The organism is Kutzneria buriramensis (assembly GCF_003387475.1).
In the GTDB taxonomy this organism is placed as follows: Bacteria; Actinomycetota; Actinomycetes; order Mycobacteriales; family Pseudonocardiaceae; genus Kutzneria; species Kutzneria buriramensis.
The window spans coordinates 196,988-213,775 of the sequence record NZ_QUNO01000008.1; the positions used below are offsets into that span (position 1 = coordinate 196,988).

17 protein-coding genes are annotated in these 16,788 nt (G+C 71.3%); 14 read left to right on the forward strand and 3 right to left on the reverse strand.

Translation table 11 applies throughout. The annotated features are described in order from the left end of the window. The first annotated feature begins 145 nt into the window (after nucleotides 1–145). From BCF44_RS24245 to BCF44_RS24285, 9 genes are all read left to right on the forward strand, one after another. A complete protein-coding gene (locus BCF44_RS24245; RefSeq protein WP_116176653.1) occupies nucleotides 146–1,336 on the forward strand; it encodes a cupin domain-containing protein in 1,191 nt (396 codons plus the stop codon). A gap of 61 nt (nucleotides 1,337–1,397) precedes the next feature. Then, on the forward strand, nucleotides 1,398–2,279 hold the full coding sequence (locus tag BCF44_RS24250; RefSeq protein ID WP_246015496.1) for a ferredoxin family protein: 882 nt from the start codon (nucleotides 1,398–1,400) through the stop codon (nucleotides 2,277–2,279). 232 nt (nucleotides 2,280–2,511) lie between these two features. Continuing rightward, entirely contained in the window at nucleotides 2,512–2,913 is a 402-nt protein-coding gene (locus BCF44_RS24255; RefSeq protein ID WP_116176655.1) for a DUF948 domain-containing protein, read from the forward strand. Beyond that, nucleotides 2,913–3,191, forward strand: a complete 279-nt coding sequence (locus BCF44_RS24260) for a hypothetical protein (RefSeq protein WP_116176656.1) — start codon at nucleotides 2,913–2,915, stop codon at nucleotides 3,189–3,191. Before BCF44_RS24255 ends, BCF44_RS24260 begins: the two co-directional genes overlap by 1 nt. Nucleotides 3,192–3,246: 55 nt before the next feature. Then, entirely contained in the window at nucleotides 3,247–5,907 is a 2,661-nt protein-coding gene (gene alaS / locus BCF44_RS24265; protein ID WP_116176657.1) for an alanine--tRNA ligase, read from the forward strand. Between the two features lie 73 nt (nucleotides 5,908–5,980). Beyond that, nucleotides 5,981–6,466, forward strand: a complete 486-nt coding sequence (gene ruvX, locus BCF44_RS24270) for a Holliday junction resolvase RuvX (RefSeq protein WP_116176658.1) — start codon at nucleotides 5,981–5,983, stop codon at nucleotides 6,464–6,466. Beyond that, nucleotides 6,463–7,683, forward strand: coding sequence for an endolytic transglycosylase MltG (locus BCF44_RS24275; RefSeq protein WP_246015498.1), 1,221 nt, complete (start codon nucleotides 6,463–6,465; stop codon nucleotides 7,681–7,683). The genes ruvX and BCF44_RS24275 overlap by 4 nt, the downstream gene beginning before the upstream one ends. Nucleotides 7,684–7,685: 2 nt before the next feature. After that, nucleotides 7,686–8,531, forward strand: a complete 846-nt coding sequence (locus BCF44_RS24280) for a shikimate dehydrogenase (protein ID WP_116176659.1) — start codon at nucleotides 7,686–7,688, stop codon at nucleotides 8,529–8,531. A gap of 234 nt (nucleotides 8,532–8,765) precedes the next feature. Further along, a complete protein-coding gene (locus BCF44_RS24285) occupies nucleotides 8,766–10,139 on the forward strand; it encodes a glycoside hydrolase family 18 protein (RefSeq protein WP_116176660.1) in 1,374 nt (457 codons plus the stop codon). Nucleotides 10,140–10,408: 269 nt separating this feature from the next. Here the strand turns inward: BCF44_RS24285 and BCF44_RS24290 are convergent, their stop codons facing one another. The 3 genes from BCF44_RS24290 to BCF44_RS24300 are packed head-to-tail and all read right to left on the reverse strand — an operon-like array spanning nucleotide 10,409 to nucleotide 12,787. Then, a complete protein-coding gene (locus BCF44_RS24290) occupies nucleotides 10,409–10,672 on the reverse strand; it encodes an HPr family phosphocarrier protein (RefSeq protein WP_116176661.1) in 264 nt (87 codons plus the stop codon). Between the two features lie 46 nt (nucleotides 10,673–10,718). Next, the gene (locus tag BCF44_RS24295; RefSeq protein WP_116176662.1) at nucleotides 10,719–11,999 is read right to left on the reverse strand and encodes a PTS transporter subunit EIIC; all 1,281 of its coding nucleotides are present in this window, start codon (nucleotides 11,997–11,999) and stop codon (nucleotides 10,719–10,721) included. Continuing rightward, complete coding sequence (locus BCF44_RS24300) at nucleotides 11,996–12,787, reverse strand: GntR family transcriptional regulator (RefSeq protein ID WP_116176663.1); 792 nt, start codon at nucleotides 12,785–12,787, stop codon at nucleotides 11,996–11,998. The genes BCF44_RS24295 and BCF44_RS24300 overlap by 4 nt, the downstream gene beginning before the upstream one ends. A gap of 224 nt (nucleotides 12,788–13,011) precedes the next feature. Here BCF44_RS24300 and BCF44_RS24305 point away from each other — a divergent pair, with 224 nt between their 5' ends. From BCF44_RS24305 to aroB, 5 genes are all read left to right on the forward strand, one after another. Continuing rightward, entirely contained in the window at nucleotides 13,012–13,248 is a 237-nt protein-coding gene (locus BCF44_RS24305) for a PTS sugar transporter subunit IIB (protein ID WP_116176664.1), read from the forward strand. Nucleotides 13,249–13,321: 73 nt separating this feature from the next. Then, complete coding sequence (locus BCF44_RS24310; protein ID WP_116176665.1) at nucleotides 13,322–13,777, forward strand: PTS sugar transporter subunit IIA; 456 nt, start codon at nucleotides 13,322–13,324, stop codon at nucleotides 13,775–13,777. A gap of 142 nt (nucleotides 13,778–13,919) precedes the next feature. After that, nucleotides 13,920–15,110 carry a chorismate synthase gene (aroC, locus tag BCF44_RS24315; RefSeq protein ID WP_116176666.1) on the forward strand — a complete coding sequence of 397 codons (1,191 nt, stop codon included), beginning with the start codon at nucleotides 13,920–13,922 and terminating at the stop codon, nucleotides 15,108–15,110. Then, nucleotides 15,107–15,616: a shikimate kinase gene (locus BCF44_RS24320; RefSeq protein WP_116176667.1), complete on the forward strand. Its 510-nt coding sequence runs from the start codon at nucleotides 15,107–15,109 to the stop codon at nucleotides 15,614–15,616. Before aroC ends, BCF44_RS24320 begins: the two co-directional genes overlap by 4 nt. Next, nucleotides 15,616–16,725, forward strand: coding sequence for a 3-dehydroquinate synthase (gene aroB / locus BCF44_RS24325; protein ID WP_116176668.1), 1,110 nt, complete (start codon nucleotides 15,616–15,618; stop codon nucleotides 16,723–16,725). The genes BCF44_RS24320 and aroB overlap by 1 nt, the downstream gene beginning before the upstream one ends. The last annotated feature ends 63 nt before the right edge of the window (nucleotides 16,726–16,788 follow it).

Genomic DNA, 16,788 nt, shown 5'->3' on the forward strand with positions numbered 1-16,788 from the left:
TACGGTGGGCGAGTCAGGGTCCCCTAACCAGGAGGTTCCGATGGACCAGGAAAGCGGCCTGCTGATCAGCGTCGAGAAGATCGACGCCGCGGTCGACCGCGGCAAGGCCAACGGGGCCGTTGCCGACAACGACGGCAACGACTGAGTGACCGGCATTCCCACCCTGGCTGACCTCGTCGCACCGGTCGAGGTCAGCCAGTTCTTCACCTCGGTGCAGGGCCGGACGCACCGCCGGTTCGCCGGCCAGGCCGGCCGGTTCGCGCGGCTGCTGCCCTGGACGGACCTCAACCGCGCGCTGCGCCAGCACCGTCTGGACTTCCCGCGCCTGCGGCTGGCCCACGACGGCGCGGTGGTGCCCGTGCACACCTACACCGAGATGGTGGACACCCGCCGCAACGGGCAGGTGCCGAGGCTGCTCAACGCCCCGCTGTCGGAGAAGCTGCGCGACGGCGCGACCCTGGTGCTCGACTCCGTGCAGGAGATGTTCGAGCCGGTCGGCGACCTGGCCGCGACGCTGGAACACGACCTGCGGGAGAAGATCCAGGTCAACCTGTACGCCGGCTGGGGCACCACGCACGGCTTCGACGTGCACTGGGACGACCACGACGCGTTCATCATCCAGATCGCCGGCCGCAAGCGCTGGCGCATCCACGGCGTGAGCCGGCCGTTCCCGCTGATGCGCGACATCGAACTGCCGCAGCGCCCCGAGGGCGAGCCGATCGACGACTTCATGCTGGAAGACGGCGACGTGCTGTACCTGCCGCGCGGCCACTGGCACGACGTGTCGGCGGTGGGGGAGCAGTCGCTGCATCTGACCATCGGCTTCAACCGGGCGACCGGCGTCGACCTGGTGGCGTGGCTGGCCGACCAGCTGCGCGTGGACCAGCTGTTCCGCGAGGATCTGCCGCGCTTCGGGACCGCCGAGGACCGGGCGACACGCGCGAAACAGCTCCGCGAGCAGCTCGTCGCGCGGCTGACCGACGACGTGGTGGACCGCTTCCTCACCGACCGCGACGCGCAGGCGCCCGCGCACAGCCGGCTCGGCCTGCCGTTCACGGCGACCCCCGGCCTGCTGCCGGAGGGCGACGAGGAAGAGGTGCTGCTGGTCGTGCCGAGGGCCGTCCTGGAGCCTGGAGACGGCACGATCGCGCTGGCCGCGGCCGGGAAACGCCTGGTCTTCGCGGCCGCGGCGGAGCCCGTCCTGACCGCGTTGCTGCCGGCGCAGCCGCTGTCCATCAAGACGTTGGTCGAGGTGGCCGCGCCGACGCTGGATCGGAAGACCGTCCGGGCGCTGCTCGGAGAACTGGTGAAGCACGGGGTGCTGTCCCCGCGCTAGCTGTGTAAGATTAGGTATGCCTAAGGTAACTTCCGAGGATGCTTCACGGGGCTGTGCCTTCGTGACCAGGCTTCTCGGCGGCAACCCGGCCGGAACCGCGGCCCTGATGACGTCCTGGCTGCTGATCGAGCAGCCCGGGCCGTGGCCGGCCGACGCGCTGGAGACCGTGCTGGACGAGGCGTTCCCGGCCGGGCGGATGGAGCAGCTGCGGGCCCGTGGCCTGCGTCCGCTGCTCATCCGCGCGCCGGGCCGGCACCAGCGGTCCGCGCGGGCACCCCGAACCGTGTTCGTGGCCAGCGGGGTGCCGGGCGCCCGCTGGCTGGAGCGCCTCTTCGTCTCCGACCTCTCGGAGCTCGCCGACATCGACCTGGACGCCGTCGTCGAGGGACGGCCCGGCCACGGCGAGAACGTCACCTCGCCGCTGTTCCTCGCCTGCACCCACGGCGCCAAGGACATGTGCTGCGCCGTGCTGGGCCGGCCGGTCGCGGCCGCGCTGGCGGAGAACCATCCGGGACTGTCGTGGGAGGTCAGCCACGTCGGCGGCGACCGCTGGGCCGGCAACCTGCTCGTCGTGCCCGACGGCTTCCTGCACGGGCAGCTCACCCCGGCCGAGGCCGTGCTCGTCGCCAAGGACGCGCTGAAGGGCCAGGTGCAGCTGGAGCAGCTGCGCGGCCGGACCGCGTCACCCACCCAGTGGACCCAGTACGCCGAGATCGCCGTCCGCCGGCACGCCGGCCTGCGCGGGCTGGACGACGCCGTCGCCACCGGTGAGCGGTTGAACGAGGACGACACCCGTACGGTGACAGTTCGGTGCCCGTTCGGGGTTTACGAGGTGACGGTCGGTCGGGAGTCGGCGGAGCACACCGGCTCCAGCCGCTGCGCCGGCCGCGTCGCCCCCACCGGCTTCCACGCCAGCACGCCACGCCTGCTGGCGACGGCTTGATCGGCACTGCGCGAGGCCGCGCCGGTGCCTGGAGTGGTTGGCGGATTTCGAAGGCCGCCACTTAAGCGCCCCATTGCTGAGCCGATGCGGCGTTCGAAATCCGGCAAGCGAAGGCGCCGGATCGAGCGGCCGAGCCCCGCGCGGAACGCGCGGCGATAAGCACAGTCGGCGCGGGTGGCCAAACGGCCGGGCGATAAGGTGACCTTCTTCCCATGTTCCGCTAGGAGGATCCGTGTCACCGGAGTGGATCACCGCGCTGGTGGTGGCCGCCGTCGTCGTCGTGCTGGCGGTGGTGATCGTGCTGCTGATCGTGCTGGTCAAGCTCGGCCGCACGCTGGACGAGGCGACCAGGGCGATCCGCAAGGCGCACGAGAACAGCGAGCCGCTGTTCGTCGAGGCCAACACGACGCTGACCCACGTCAACACCCAGCTGGAGCGGGTGGACGGCATCACCGCGAACGCCCGCGCGGTCAGCGGCAACGTCTCCGCGCTCACCTCGCTGTTCACCGCCACGCTGGGCGGCCCGCTGGTGAAAGCGGCTGCGCTTTCCTACGGGATCAGCAAAGCTGTGAGGGCTCGCCGCGCCAAGGCGGCGGGCAAGGACAAGCGGCGACCCAGGCGCGGGAGGCGATGATGCGACGGCTGTTCTGGCTGGGCGTCGGCGTCGCCGCCGGCGTCGTGGTGACGCGTAAAGTCGCTGGTATGACCTTCAAGGCCACCCCCGCCGGCGTCGCCGAGAACCTCGGCGACGCCATGCGCGAGATGGCCGGCGCCATCGGCACCTTCGGGGCCGATGTGCGGGCCGGCATGAGCGAGCGCGAGGACGAGCTGGCCCGCGAGGTGCAGGAGAAGACCGGCTACAGCTACTCGCGTAGCGCCGAGGCGCGAGCGCGCAGGGCGGGCGGCAACTAGTTCCCGCTCGCCGTACCGCGCCCACCTTCACCTGACCACGCAAGGAACTCGAGCCGTGCAGACCCACGAGATCATCAAGCGCTTCCGCGAGCACTTCGAGCGCAACGGCCACACGGTCGTGCCCAGTGCCTCGCTCATCCTCGACGACCCGACGCTGCTGTTCGTCAACGCCGGCATGGTGCCGTTCAAGCCGTACTTCCTCGGCGAGGCCCCGGCCCCGTACAAGCGCGCCACCAGCGTGCAGAAGGTCGTCCGCACGCCGGACATCGACGAGGTCGGCAAGACCACCCGGCACAACACGTTCTTCCAGATGGCCGGCAACTTCTCCTTCGGCGACTACTTCAAGGAAGGCGCCATCACGCTGGCCTGGGAGCTGATCACCAAGTCCCAGGACGAGGGCGGCTACGGCTTCGACCCGAACCGCATCTGGGTCACCGTCTACCAGGACGACGACGAGGCCATCGAGCTCTGGGAGAAGATCGCCGGCCTGCCGGCCGAGCGCATCCAGCGCCGCGACGGCCTGGACAACTACTGGGACATGGGCGTTCCCGGCCCCGGCGGCCCCTGCTCGGAGATCTACTACGACCGCGGCCCCGAGCACGGCAAGGACGGCGGCCCGGTCGCCGACGAGGACCGGTACCTGGAGATCTGGAACCTGGTCTTCATGCAGGACGTCCGCGGCGAGCAGAGCCCCAAGTACGGGCACAAGCCGATCGGCGAGCTGCCGGCCAAGAACATCGACACCGGCATGGGCGTCGAGCGGGTGGCCATGCTGCTCCAGAACGTGGAGAACGTCTACGAGACGGACCTGATCCGCGCCGTCATCACCAAGGCCGAGGAGCTGTCCGGCAAGCGCTACGGCGACAACGAGGTCGACGACGTCCGGTTCCGCGTCATCGCCGACCACGCCCGCAGCGGCACGATGATCGTCAACGACGGCGTCAGCCCCGGCAACGAGGGCCGCGGCTACGTGCTGCGCCGCCTGCTGCGCCGGATCGTGCGCTCCTCCCGCCTGCTCGGCATCACCGAGCCGGTGCTGGGCACCTTCGCCGCCGTCGTGCGGGACGAGATGGGCGAGTCCTACCCCGACCTGGTGGCCAGCTTCGAGCGGGTCGACGCCGTGGTCCGGGCCGAGGAGGACGCCTTCCTCGCCACGCTGACCACCGGCTCGAAGATGTTCGAGACGGCCGCCGACGAGACCCGGTCGGCCGGCGGCACCACGCTGTCCGGCGACAGGGCCTTCCAGCTGCACGACACGTACGGCTTCCCGATCGACCTGACCCTGGAGATGGCCGCCGAGCAGGGCCTGAAGGTCGACGAGGAGGGCTTCCGCCGGCTCATGACCGAGCAGCGGCAGCGCGCCAAGGCCGACGCCGCCGCCCGCAAGACCGGCCACGGCGACGCCTCGGCCTACCGGGCCGTGCTGGAGGACCACGGGCGCACCGACTTCCTCGGCTACGACCAGCTGGGCAGCGAGGCCCGCGTGGTCGGCCTGCTCGTCGGCGGCGTGGCCGTGCCGGCCGCTCCGGCCGGCGCCGAGGTCGAGGTCGTGCTGGACCGCACCCCGTTCTACGCCGAGGGCGGCGGCCAGCAGGCCGACTCCGGCCGGATCGTCACCGACGGCGCCGTGGTCGAGGTGCACGACGTGCAGTCGCCGGTGCCGGGCCTGACCGTGCACCGCGGCAAGGTCGTCTCCGGCGAGATCCTGCTCGACGCCGCCGTGCAGGCCGACGTGGACGTCTCGCGGCGCACCGCCATCGCTCGCTCGCACTCGGCCACCCACCTGGTGCACGCCGGCGTTCGCAAGGCCATCGGCGAGACGGCCGCCCAGGCCGGTTCGCTCAACGCCCCGGGCCGGCTGCGCTTCGACTTCACCTCGCCGGGCGGGGCCGTGCCGGCCAGTGTGCTCGCCGACGTCGAGGACGAGGTCAACGACGTGCTGCTGCACGACTACGACGTGCAGGCCGAGATCATGACCATGGACGCCGCCCGCAAGTCCGGCGCCATGGCCCTGTTCGGCGAGAAGTACGGCGACCAGGTCCGGGTGGTCACCATCGGCGACTACTCCAAGGAGCTGTGCGGCGGCACGCACGTCGGCCGCTCCGGCGAGATCGGCGTGATCAAGCTGCTGTCGGAGGCCTCCATCGGCTCCGGCGTGCGGCGCGTGGAGGCCCTGGTCGGCCTGGACGCCTACCGCTTCCTGGCCCGCGAGCACGTGCTGGTGTCGCAGCTGGCCGAGCAGTTCAAGGCCCGTCCCGAGGAGCTGCCCGAGCGCATCGGGCAGACCGTGGAGCGGCTGCGCGCCGCCGAGAAGGAGCTGGAGCGCCTGCGCGGCGCCCAGCTGCTGTCCTCGGCCGGCGCCCTGGCCGACGGCGCCGAGAACCTGGGCGGCACGTTCCTGGTGGCCGCCGCCGCTCCCGACGGCGTCTCCGGCAACGACCTGCGCGCCCTGGCCGTGGACGTGCGCGGCCGCCTCGGCGACAAGCCGGGCGTGGTGGCCCTGTTCTCGGCCGCCGACGACAAGGTCAGCTTCGTGGTCGCCACCACGGCCGCCGGCCGCGACAAGGGCCTGGCCGCCGGCAAGCTGGTGCCGGTGTTCGGTCCGGCCATCGGCGGCCGCGGCGGCGGCAAGCCGGACCTCGCCCAGGGCGGTGGCACCCAGCCGGGCGGCATCCCGGACGCCATCGCCGCCCTGCGGGCCGAGATCCGGAAGTGAGCGAGCTTGCGAGCTCACCTTCAAGCACTGCGGCCTCTGCCGCGGGCCGACGAGCGCCTAGCGAGGAGTGCCCGTGGCTCGTAGCAAGGACAAGGCGCGGCGGTCCGGCCCCGAGTTCTCCCCGGGGCCGGGCCGCCGTCTAGGCGTCGACGTCGGGTCGGTACGGGTCGGTGTCGCGCTGAGCGATCCGTCGCCGATGCTGGCGTCGCCGCTGGTCACGCTGCCGCGCGAGGGCAGCGTGGAGGCGCTGGCAGGGCTGGCCGGCGAGCACGAGGTGGTGGAGGTCGTCGTCGGACTGCCGCGCACGCTGGCCGGCAGGCACGGCACCGCCGCCGAGATCGCCACCGAGTTCGCCGCGCAGCTGGCTGAACGCCTCGACATGCCGGTGCGTCTTGCGGATGAGAGGCTGACGACGGTCACCGCGACCAGGGTGCTCGCCGACGCCGGCGTGCGCGGTCGGCGGCAGCGCGCCGTCGTCGACCAGGCCGCCGCCGTGGAGATCCTCCAGGCGTGGCTGGACGCGCGGGCCGCCGCACTCGCCAGGGAGGGCAGGCCGTGAACGACGTGAACGACGAGGTCTCCAGCGAGGTCGCCGAGGACGGTGACGACTTCGACCTGTTCGAAGGCGACGAGGAGACCGGTTCGCGCAAGAAGCGCAAGCCGCGCCGCAAGCTGGTGCTGCTGGCGATCGTGCTGGTGGTGCTGATCGGCGGCGGCTGGGGCGCGTACTACGGGGCCGGCTCGTACCTCGGCATCGGCGCGTACGGCAACTACTCCGGCGACGGCGACCAGGACGTGCTCGTCCAGGTCGACAACGGCGCCACCACCCGGGACATCGCCGACACGCTGCTGTCGATGGACGTGATCCGCACGGTGCGGGCGTTTCTGAACGCCTCGGCCGGCAACGCCGAGGTCGGCAACGTGCAGCCCGGCTACTACGTGATGAAGACGCACATGTCCGGTGACGCGGCGGTGACCCGGCTGGTCGCGCCGGCCAGCCGCGTCGGCAATGTGCAGATCAAGGCCGGCACCCAGCTCGACGACACCAAGAACCCGGACAACACGACCAAGCCCGGGATCCTGTCGCAGCTGGCCGCGGCCAGCTGCGTGACGCTGAACGGCACCAAGAGCTGCGTGTCCGCGAACGACCTGCACAAGGCGGCGCAGACCGCCGACCCGACCAAGCTCGGCATTCCGGACTGGGCGGTGCCGTCGGTGCAGAAGGCTCTCCCGGCGAATCGGCTGGAAGGCCTGATCATCTCCGGCGTGTACGACGTGCGGCCGGGCACCGACGCGACGACGCTGCTGAAGTCGGTGCTGTCGCAGTCCGCGGCCAAGCTGAGCACGCTGCCGCAGACCTCGCAGGACACCGGCCTGACGCCGTACCAGGTGCTGGTGGCCGCGTCGCTGATCGAGCGCGAGGCGATCACGTCCGACTTCGCCAAGGTGTCGCGGGTGATCTACAACCGGCTGGCCCGGGGCATCCCGATGGGCGACGACTCGACCATCAACTACGTGCTCGACCAGCCGCTGCTGGCCACGTCCGACGCCGACCGGGCCAAGCCGGGGCCGTACAACACGTATCTCAACACCGGCCTGATGCCCACGCCGATCTCGTCACCCAGCCAGGAAGCGCTGACCGCCGCGGTCAAGCCGGCCGACGGCCCCTGGCTGTTCTTCGTCAAATGCGACAAGGACGGCAACTCCTGCTTCGGCGTGACCCAGGCCGACCAGGACGCCAACGTTGCCAAGGCACACGCGGCGGGAGTGTTCTAGAGATGGGTTCGCGGCGGGCGGCGGTCCTCGGGTCGCCGATCGAGCATTCGCTGTCCCCGGTCCTGCACGGCGCCGCCTACCGCGAGCTGGGGCTCGCGGACTGGACGTTCGACCGGATCAGGTGCGAGGCCGACGAGCTGCCGGCGCTGGTGGACGACCTGGGGCCGGAGTGGGCCGGGCTCGCCGTGACGATGCCGGGCAAGCGCGCGGCGCTGGCGTACGCGTCGGAGGTCACCCGGGTCGCCGAGCTCGTGGGGGCCGCCAACACGCTCGTGCCGCGGCCGGAGGGCGGCTGGCTCGCCGACTGCACCGACGTGCAGGGCGTGGTCGGGTCGCTGAACGCCGCCGGCGGTGTGCCGTCCGGCGGCCGGGCGGTGGTGCTCGGGGCCGGCGGCACCGCGACCGCCGCGCTGACCGCGTTGGAGGAGCTGGCGATCCCGTCGGCGACGATCGTCGTGCGGGATCCGGCCCGGGCCGGCGAGGCGCTGGCCTGCGCCGGGCGCGTCGGCGTCCAGGTGGACCTGGTCCGGTGGGACGAGGCGGACTTCGCCGCGCTGTGCGGGGGAGCGGACCTGGTGGTGAGCACCGTGCCGCCGGCGGCGATCGAGTCGGCGGTGGCCGACATCGTCCGGGCCGGCTGCGTCTTCGACGTCATCTATCACCCGTGGCCCACGCCGTTGGCCCAGGCGGCGCAGGAGCGCGGCACGCGCGTCGTCACCGGCCTGGACATGCTGCTGCACCAGGCCTTCGCCCAGGTCCGCTGGTTCACCGGCCAGGACGCCCCTCGCGAAGCCATGCGCACCGCCCTGCGCGACGCCACCGCCACCGAATTACCGTTACCCGTCTAAAACCCCCGGCCCGTCTAGAAAACCCCCGCGAGTCGCGCTCTCAGACACAGCGAATGTAGGTCTCAGGCAGACGCGGGCTGTCACACGTCGGTCGCGGGTAGTGACCACAATGCCAGTAATGCGGGCAACTCCCTTGGGACGGTTGGCTTCCGGCCCATACGGCCTCTTGACACCGGTGATCGCCGGGCGGAGGGTGTGGCCACCAATTGGTGTAGACCACACAGGGAGCTGCGCATGCCCCGCACCAGAGGCCGGGTCGCCATCGCGGCGGCCGTCATCGCGTTGGCCGGCCCGTTGCTGGCGGTTCCGGCGACGGCCGCGACCCCGAGCTACCGACACGACGACGGCCGCGTCGTGTCGGCCTACTTCGCCGACTGGGACGTCTACGGACGCGGTTACAACGTCAAGGACATCCCGGCCGACAAGCTCAACGTCATCCAGTACGCGTTCGCCGCGCCGACCTTCGACAAGGCCACCGGCGCTGTCGGGTGCAGCGTGCTTGACCCGTGGGCCGACTACCAGCGGCCGATCGACGCGGCCACCTCGGTGGACGGCGTCGCCGACGTCGCCGGGCAGCCGCTGTTCGGCAACTTCAACCAGCTGCTCAAGCTGAAGAAGGCGCACCCCGGCCTGAAGGTCGAGATCTCCATCGGCGGCTGGACCAAGTCGACGTGGTTCGCCGACGTGGCCGCGACCGCCCAGCGCCGCCAGGACTTCGTGAAGTCCTGTGTGGACACGTTCATCAACGGCGACATCCCGGGCCTGGCCCCGGGTGCGGCCAAGGGCGTGTTCGACGGCATCGACATCGACTGGGAGTACCCGACCCAGCTGGCCGGCGGCAACGTCGACTACGGCCCCGCCGACAGGCACAACGCCACGCTGCTGATGCAGGAGCTCCGCCGCCAGCTCGGCCCGGACCACCTGCTGACCGCGGCGCTGCCGGCCACCGCCACGGCCGGCCAGTACTGGGAGCTGCCGGCCGCGATCCAGCCGATGAGCTGGGTCAACGTCATGACGTACGACTACAACGTGCCCGGCGGCAACATCGCCGGCCCGGACACGCTGTTCACCCGGGACTCCCGCGACCCGAACGCGAAGGACCCGACCTGGAACACGGTCGGCACCGTCGTGTACTACCTGGCCAAGGGCGTGCCGGCGAACAAGATCGTCGTCGGCGTTCCGTTCTACGGCAACGAATATCTGCGGGCCGGCACGCTGTACGCGAAGTCGGACAACAGCGGCCAGGACCCCAACAGCCTGGCCTGGGACACCAAGCCGCAGCCGACCTACCACGACCTCGTCGACACGGCGAACATCGTGGGGGCCAACGGCTACACCCGGAACTGGGACGCCCAGGCCGGTGAGCCGTGGCTGTTCAACCCCGCCGGCGCGCACAACCTGTGCGGCGCGTTCAACGCCGACGGCACCTGTGCCACGCCTTACACGGCAACGGTTCCGACGGTCATCGCCTACAGCGACCCGAAGTCGATCGGCGAGCGCACAGCGCTGATCAAGGCCGCCGGCCTGCGCGGCGCGATGGCGTGGGAGATCAGCCAGGACTCGAACGACCACGCCCTCATCTCGGCGCTGTCGCCGTTGCTCCACTGAGGACGGACGGCACAACGGAGATCCCCGCCCGGCACCAGCCGAGCGGGGATCTCTTTTCGACGGTGAGAGCTGCCGCCGGCGAAGGAAGTCCCCCGCCCGATACAAGCCGGACGGGGGACTTCCTTTGGTGCTGGGCAGAGCCGCGAGGCCGCGCCGGTGCCTGGACGGCGGGCTCATGTCGATCGAGTCTTCCCATCGATCGACATGAGCCAAGGGAAGGAACCGGCTTGGCGGCGGCCTCGCTCCCGCGCGGAACGCGCGGCAAAAACTCAGTCGAGGTCGGTGGAGATGACCTCGGCGACCGCCGCGAGCGCGGCGTCCGCGCCGGCGCCTTCGGCGGAGAGGATCACCTCGTCACCGTGCATCGCGCCCAGCGTCATCAGGCCCAGGACGCTGGCCGCGTCGACCTGCTCGCCGCCCTCCTTGCGGATGGCGACGGACACGGTCTGCCCGGCGGCCGCCTTGGCCAGCAGGGCGGCCGGCCGCGCGTGCAATCCCACCTTGCTGGCCACGGTGACCCGAAGTTCCGGCATCGGTCTTTCCTCTCTAGCGGTGTGGCGGACCCTGGAGATGAGTGTCCTAGTCGGACGCCCGGCTGCGGGGCTTGGTCTCGGCGACCGCGCCACCGCCCTCCAGCTGCTCGTCGGCGTCGTCCTCACGACCCGGCGTGCGCAGGTTCCACTTGGTGATGACGAAGCGGAACACGAAGTAGTAGATGACGCCGTAGATGACGCCGATGATGAGCAACAACCAGGGCTTCTGGGCGATGCCCCAGTTCAGTGCGAAGTCGATACCGCCGGCGGAGAAGGAGAAGCCGTCGTGGATGCCCAGAGCGTTGACGATGGCCAGCGAGCTGCCGGTCAGCACCGCGTGGATGAGGTACAGCGGCCACGCGACGAACATGAACGAGAACTCGATCGGCTCGGTGATGCCGGTCAGGAACGCGGTCAGCGCGGCGGAGATCATGATGCCGCCGACGATCTTCTTCTGGGACGGCTTCGCGGTCTGCCAGATGGCCAGCGCGGCCGCGGGCAGGGCGAACATGAAGATCGGGAAGAAGCCGGTCATGTAGCCGCCGGCGGTCGGGTCGCCGTGGAAGAACCGGGTCAGGTCGCCGGTGTACTCCTTGCCGTCGGCGCCGGTGAAGTGGCCGGTCAGGAACCACACCACGGAGTTGACGACGTTGTGCAGGCCGAACGGGATGAGCAGCCGGTTGACCACGCCGTAGATGCCGCCGCCGACGACCGGGTTGTTCGACACGAAGTTGCCGAACGCGGTGAGGCCCGCGTTGAACAGCGGGAACAGCAGGCCGAAGATGATGCCCAGCACGATCATCACCAGCGAGTTGATGATCGGCACGAACCGGCGGCCGCCGAAGAAGGCCAGGTACGGAGGGAGCTTCGTGCGGTAGAAGCGCTGCCACATCAGGGCGGACACGATGCCGACCACGATGCCGGCGAGCACGCCGTAGGGCCAGCCGCCGGGCGCGATCGGCGGGTCGCCCGCCTTCTTGGCCACGACCGGCGCGAAGACCTGGATCACCTGGGTGAACACGACGAAACCGACGACGGCCGCGACCGCGGTGGAGCCGTCGCCCTTGCGGGCGAAGCCGACCGCGATGCCCACCGCGAACAGCAGCGGCAGGTAGTTGAACAGGCCGCCGCCCGCCGCGGTGAAGATCGCCGCGACCTTCTGCATGAAGTCGTTCTTGAAACTGCCGAGCAGGTCGTCCTGACCGAGCCGCAGCAGCAGGCCGGCCGCGGGCAGCGTGGCGATCGGCAGCATCAGGCTCCGGCCGAGGCGCTGTAGCCCCGCCAGACCCTTGTTGCCGCCGGCCACCGTGGGGGCGCTGGCACTCATCGGTTTCCTCCGTGGGCGGAAAGCGGACCGGAACCCGGGTCGCCCCGGTCCAATTGCATGGTTACCTGGTAGAGGTCGCCCCGGTACCAGGACGTCATGTCCTCGATGGACTCGCCGTCGGCGGTCGAGATCCGTCGGAACACCAGCACCGGCGAACCGGTGCGCACCCCCAGCAGTCGAGCGGTGTCGCGGTCGGCCGCCTCGGCCCAGACCGTCTGCCGCCCGTGGCTGAGCTGAACACCGAAGTGCTCGGCCATCAGCGTGTACAGCGAGCGGGTGAGGTCCAGGTCGAGCAGGCCGGGCAGCCGGCGCGGGTTGTACCACCCGCGTTCGACCGCCAGCGGCGTGCCGTCGGCCCGGCGAAGCCGGAACAGCCGGTACGCCGGTTCGTTCGGCTCCAGCCCCAGGGCGGTCGCCGCGGCCGGCGGCGGCACGTCCCGGGAGTGTGAGAGGACCTCGGTGCCGGGCTCGTGTCCCCGTCGCCGCATGTCGTCGGTGAAGGACTCCAGGTAGAGCTGGGCCTCCATCCGGCGCTGCGCGGTGAACGTGCCGCGGCCACGCGCCCTGGCCAGAAGTCCCTCCGCGACGAGCTGTCCGACCGCCGCCCGGACCGTGAGACGCGACACGCCGTACTGTTCGGCGAGATCGCGCTCGGACGGGATCGGCGAGCCGGGCGGGAGGTCCTGTTGGGCCAGCTTGCGCAGGATTTCCCGCAGCTGGGCGTGCTTGGGCTTCGGTCCGTCGACGATCCGGTCCGGGGTGCCCGACGCGCCCTCGAACACGGCCATGGCACCTCCCCTGGATTCGTCTCGATTCGGCCCCACCTGTCGATCCTCGCCGCGAACATTGGTACGTTCCGGTCTAGACCAGTGGTGCGGAGAGGGTGCGCCGCCGGGCGACCGGGTGTCAACCGCCGTTACGAACTCGTGCCACGGGCGGCCACCATCCGGCCGACTCGCGTACGACTGGCGGACGGCTCGTCCACAACCGACTAGTGAGAGCAGGCGACGAGATGGCAGACGACAGGGCGGCGAAGATCCTCGCCGCGATCGGTGGTCCTGACAACATCATCGAGATCGAGCCGTGCATCACGCGGCTGCGCTGCGAGCTGGAGGACGGGTCCAAGGTGGACGAGGCCGCGCTCAAGGCGATCGGCGCGCACGGCGTCATCCGCGCCGGTTCGGTGGTCCAGATCATCGTCGGCCCGGAGGCGGACACCATCGCCTCGGACATCGAGGATCTGTTGTGAGCGAGCTTGCGAGCGAACCATTCAGCACAGAGAGCCGCGTCGGCGAGGCTCCGAGCGTCAGCGAGGTGGCTCGATGACCACGCGGGTTCTGAGCCCGGTCAAGGGTGTTCTCGCGCCGATCACCGAGGTGCCGGACCCGGTCTTCGCCGAGGCGATGGTCGGTCCGGGCGTGGCCGTGCACCCCGAGTTGACCGCCGGTGACGCGGTGTCCCCCGTGGACGGAACGATCGTCACCCTGCACCCGCACGCGTTCGTGGTCGCGACCGCGGAGGGCGCGGCGGTGCTGGTGCACCTGGGCATCGACACCGTGAAGCTCCAGGGCGAGGGCTTCACGCTGCACGTGGCCAAGGGCGACGCGGTCCGGGCGGGTCAGCCGGTGATCGGCTGGGACCCGGCCGCCGTACAGGAGGGCGGCAAGTCGCCGATCTGCCCGGTGGTGGCGCTGGACGCCACCGCCGAGAGCCTCGTGGACGTCCGCGAGTTCGGTCCGGTGGAGGCCGGCGACGCGCTGTTCACCTGGCAGCGCTGAGGGTGGCCCGGCCCTCCCGCCGCCAGGGGAGGGCCACCGTCCTTTGTGGACGAAACATGTGACCTGGGTCACAGCGGATGGGCCCGAAAGTGGCCGCCGACGTGCGACCCGTCCCGCCGGCAGGATGTGAAAGGATCCATCCGTGCTGCGCTGGATCACCGCTGGAGAATCGCACGGACCCGCGTTGGTGGGTGTCCTCGAGGGCATGATCGCCGGGGTGTCCGTGACCACCGACGACCTGACCACCCACCTCGCCCGCAGGCGGCTGGGCTTCGGCCGCAGCCCCCGGATGGACTTCGAGACCGACAAGGTCGAGTTCCTGGGCGGCGTGCGACACGGCCTGACCCAGGGCGGGCCGATCGCCGTGCACATCGACAACGCCGAGTGGCCGAAGTGGGAAAAGGTCATGGCGGCGGACCCGGTCGACCCGGCCGAGCTGGAGGGCTCCGCGCGCAACGCGCCGCTGACCCGGCCCCGGCCCGGCCACGCCGACCTGCCCGGCATGCAGAAGTACGGCTTCACCGAGGCCCGGCCGGTCCTGGAGCGCGCCAGCGCCCGGGAGACCGCCGAGCGGGTCGCGCTGGGCACCGTCGCCCGCAACCTGCTGCGCCAGGTGCTCAACGCCGAGATCGTGAGCCACGTGGTGTCCATCGGCGCCGCCGAGTGCTCGCCCGACGCGCCGCTGCCCAGGCCCGAGGACCTCGCCGCCATCGACGAGAACCCGGTGCGCGCGTTCGACGCCGCCGGCACCGAGGCCATGGTCGCCGAGGTCGAGGCGGCCAAGAAGGACGGCGACACGCTCGGCGGCGTCATCGAGGCCATCGTCTACGGCCTGCCGCCGGGCCTCGGCTCGCACGTGCACTGGGACCGGCGCCTGGACGCGCGGCTGGCCGGCGCGCTGATGGGCATCCAGGCGATGAAGGGCGTCGAGATCGGCGACGGCTTCGTCACCGCCCACCGCCGCGGCAGCCAGGCCCACGACGAGATCGACCGCGGCCCCGGCGTGTCCGGCGTGACGCGGCGGTCCAACCGCGCCGGCGGCCTGGAGGGCGGCATCACCAACGGCGAGCCGTTGCGGGTGCGCGTCGCGATGAAGCCGATCTCCACGGTGCCGCGCGCGCTGGCCACCGTCGACGTCGTCACGGGCGAGCCGGCGGTGGCCATCCACCAGCGCTCCGACATCTGCGCGGTGCCCCGCGCGGGCGTGGTCGTGGAGTCCGTGGTGGCGCTGGTGCTGGCCGACGCGCTGCTGGAGAAGTTCGGCGGCGACTCGCTGTCGGAGACCCGGCACAACGTCGAGGGCTACCTGAAGTCGCTCCAGGACCGCTGGTGAGCCCCCGCGCCGTGGTGATCGGCCCGCCGGGCGCGGGCAAGACCACCGTCGGCGAGCTGCTGGCGGAGCGCCTGGGCGTGTCGTTCCGGGACGTGGACGCCGACATCGTCGAGCTCGCCGGCAAGTCGATCTCCGACATCTTCACCCAGGACGGCGAGCCCGAGTTCCGGCGCATCGAGGCCGAGGCGGTGGCGCACGCGCTCGACGAGCACGACGGCGTGCTCGCGCTGGGCGGCGGCGCGGTGCTCGCCGACGCCACCCGCAAACTGCTGGCCGAGCACACGGTGGTGTTCCTCAACGTCGGCATGGCCGAGGGCGTGCGCCGCACCGGCCTGTCCACCGCGCGCCCGCTGCTGGCCGGCGTGAACCCGCGGTCCACGTTCAAGGCGCTGCTGGACGCGCGGCTGCCGCTGTACCGCGAGGTCGCCACCGTCGAGATCGACACCGACAAGCAGGAACCGCCGGGTCTCGTGGACGAGATCGTGGCGGCGTTGGAAGGGAACTGATGTCCGAGCCGACCCGCATCCACGTGGCGGCCGAGCGCCCGTACGACGTGATCGTCGGCCGCGGCCTGCTCGGCGACCTGGTCGACACGCTCAAGGGCGTGCCCACGGTGGCGATCCTGCACCAGCCGACGCTGACCGCGACCGCCGAGGCGGTCCGCGAGGAGCTGGAGCGGGCCGGCATCGACGCGCACCGGGTGGAGATCCCCGACGCCGAGGACGGCAAGGCGCTCGCGGTCGCCGGCTTCGCGTGGGAGGTGCTGGGCCGCATCGGCCTGGACCGCACCGGCGCGGTGATCGGCCTGGGCGGCGGCGCGGTGACCGACCTGGCCGGCTTCGTCGCCGGCACGTGGCTGCGCGGCGTGAAGGTCGTGCACGTGCCGACCACGCTGCTGGGCATGGTGGACGCGGCGGTCGGCGGCAAGGCCGGCATCAACACCGACGCCGGCAAGAACCTGGTCGGCGTGTTCCACGAGCCGACCGCGGTGCTGGTCGACCTGGCGACGCTGGAGACGTTGCCGCCCAACGAACTCGTCGCCGGCATGGCCGAGGTCGTGAAGGCCGGCTTCCTGTCCGACCCGCGGATCCTGGAGCTGATCGAGGCCGACCCGAAGGCCGCCGTGGACCCGACCGGCGACGTGATCGGCGAGCTGGTCACCCGGGCCATCCAGTACAAGGCCGACGTGGTGTCCAGCGACCTGCGCGAGGCCGGGCTGCGGGAGTTCCTGAACTACGGCCACACCCTGGGCCACGCCATCGAGCGCCGTGAGCGCTACCGCTGGCGTCACGGCGCGGCGGTCAGCGTGGGCCTGGTGTTCGCCGCCGAGCTGGCCCGGCTGGCCGGCCGGCTGGACGACGCCACCGCCGACCGGCACCGCTCCGTGCTGACGTCGCTGGGCCTGCCGGTGAACTACGAGCCGGGCGCGTTGCCGCAGCTCATGGAGGGCATGCGCAACGACAAGAAGACTCGCGCCGGCGTGCTGCGGTTCGTCGTGCTGGACGGGCTGGCCAAGCCGGGCCGGCTGGAGGGCCCGGACCCGAGCCTGATCGCCGCCGCCTATTCGGTCATCGCCGGCGAGCAGGACTCGTCGGGCGGAAAGGTGTTGCTGTGACCGAGCTTGCGAGGGCACCAATGAGCACAGAGGGCTGGGTCGCAGACCCGCCGAGCGCTAGTG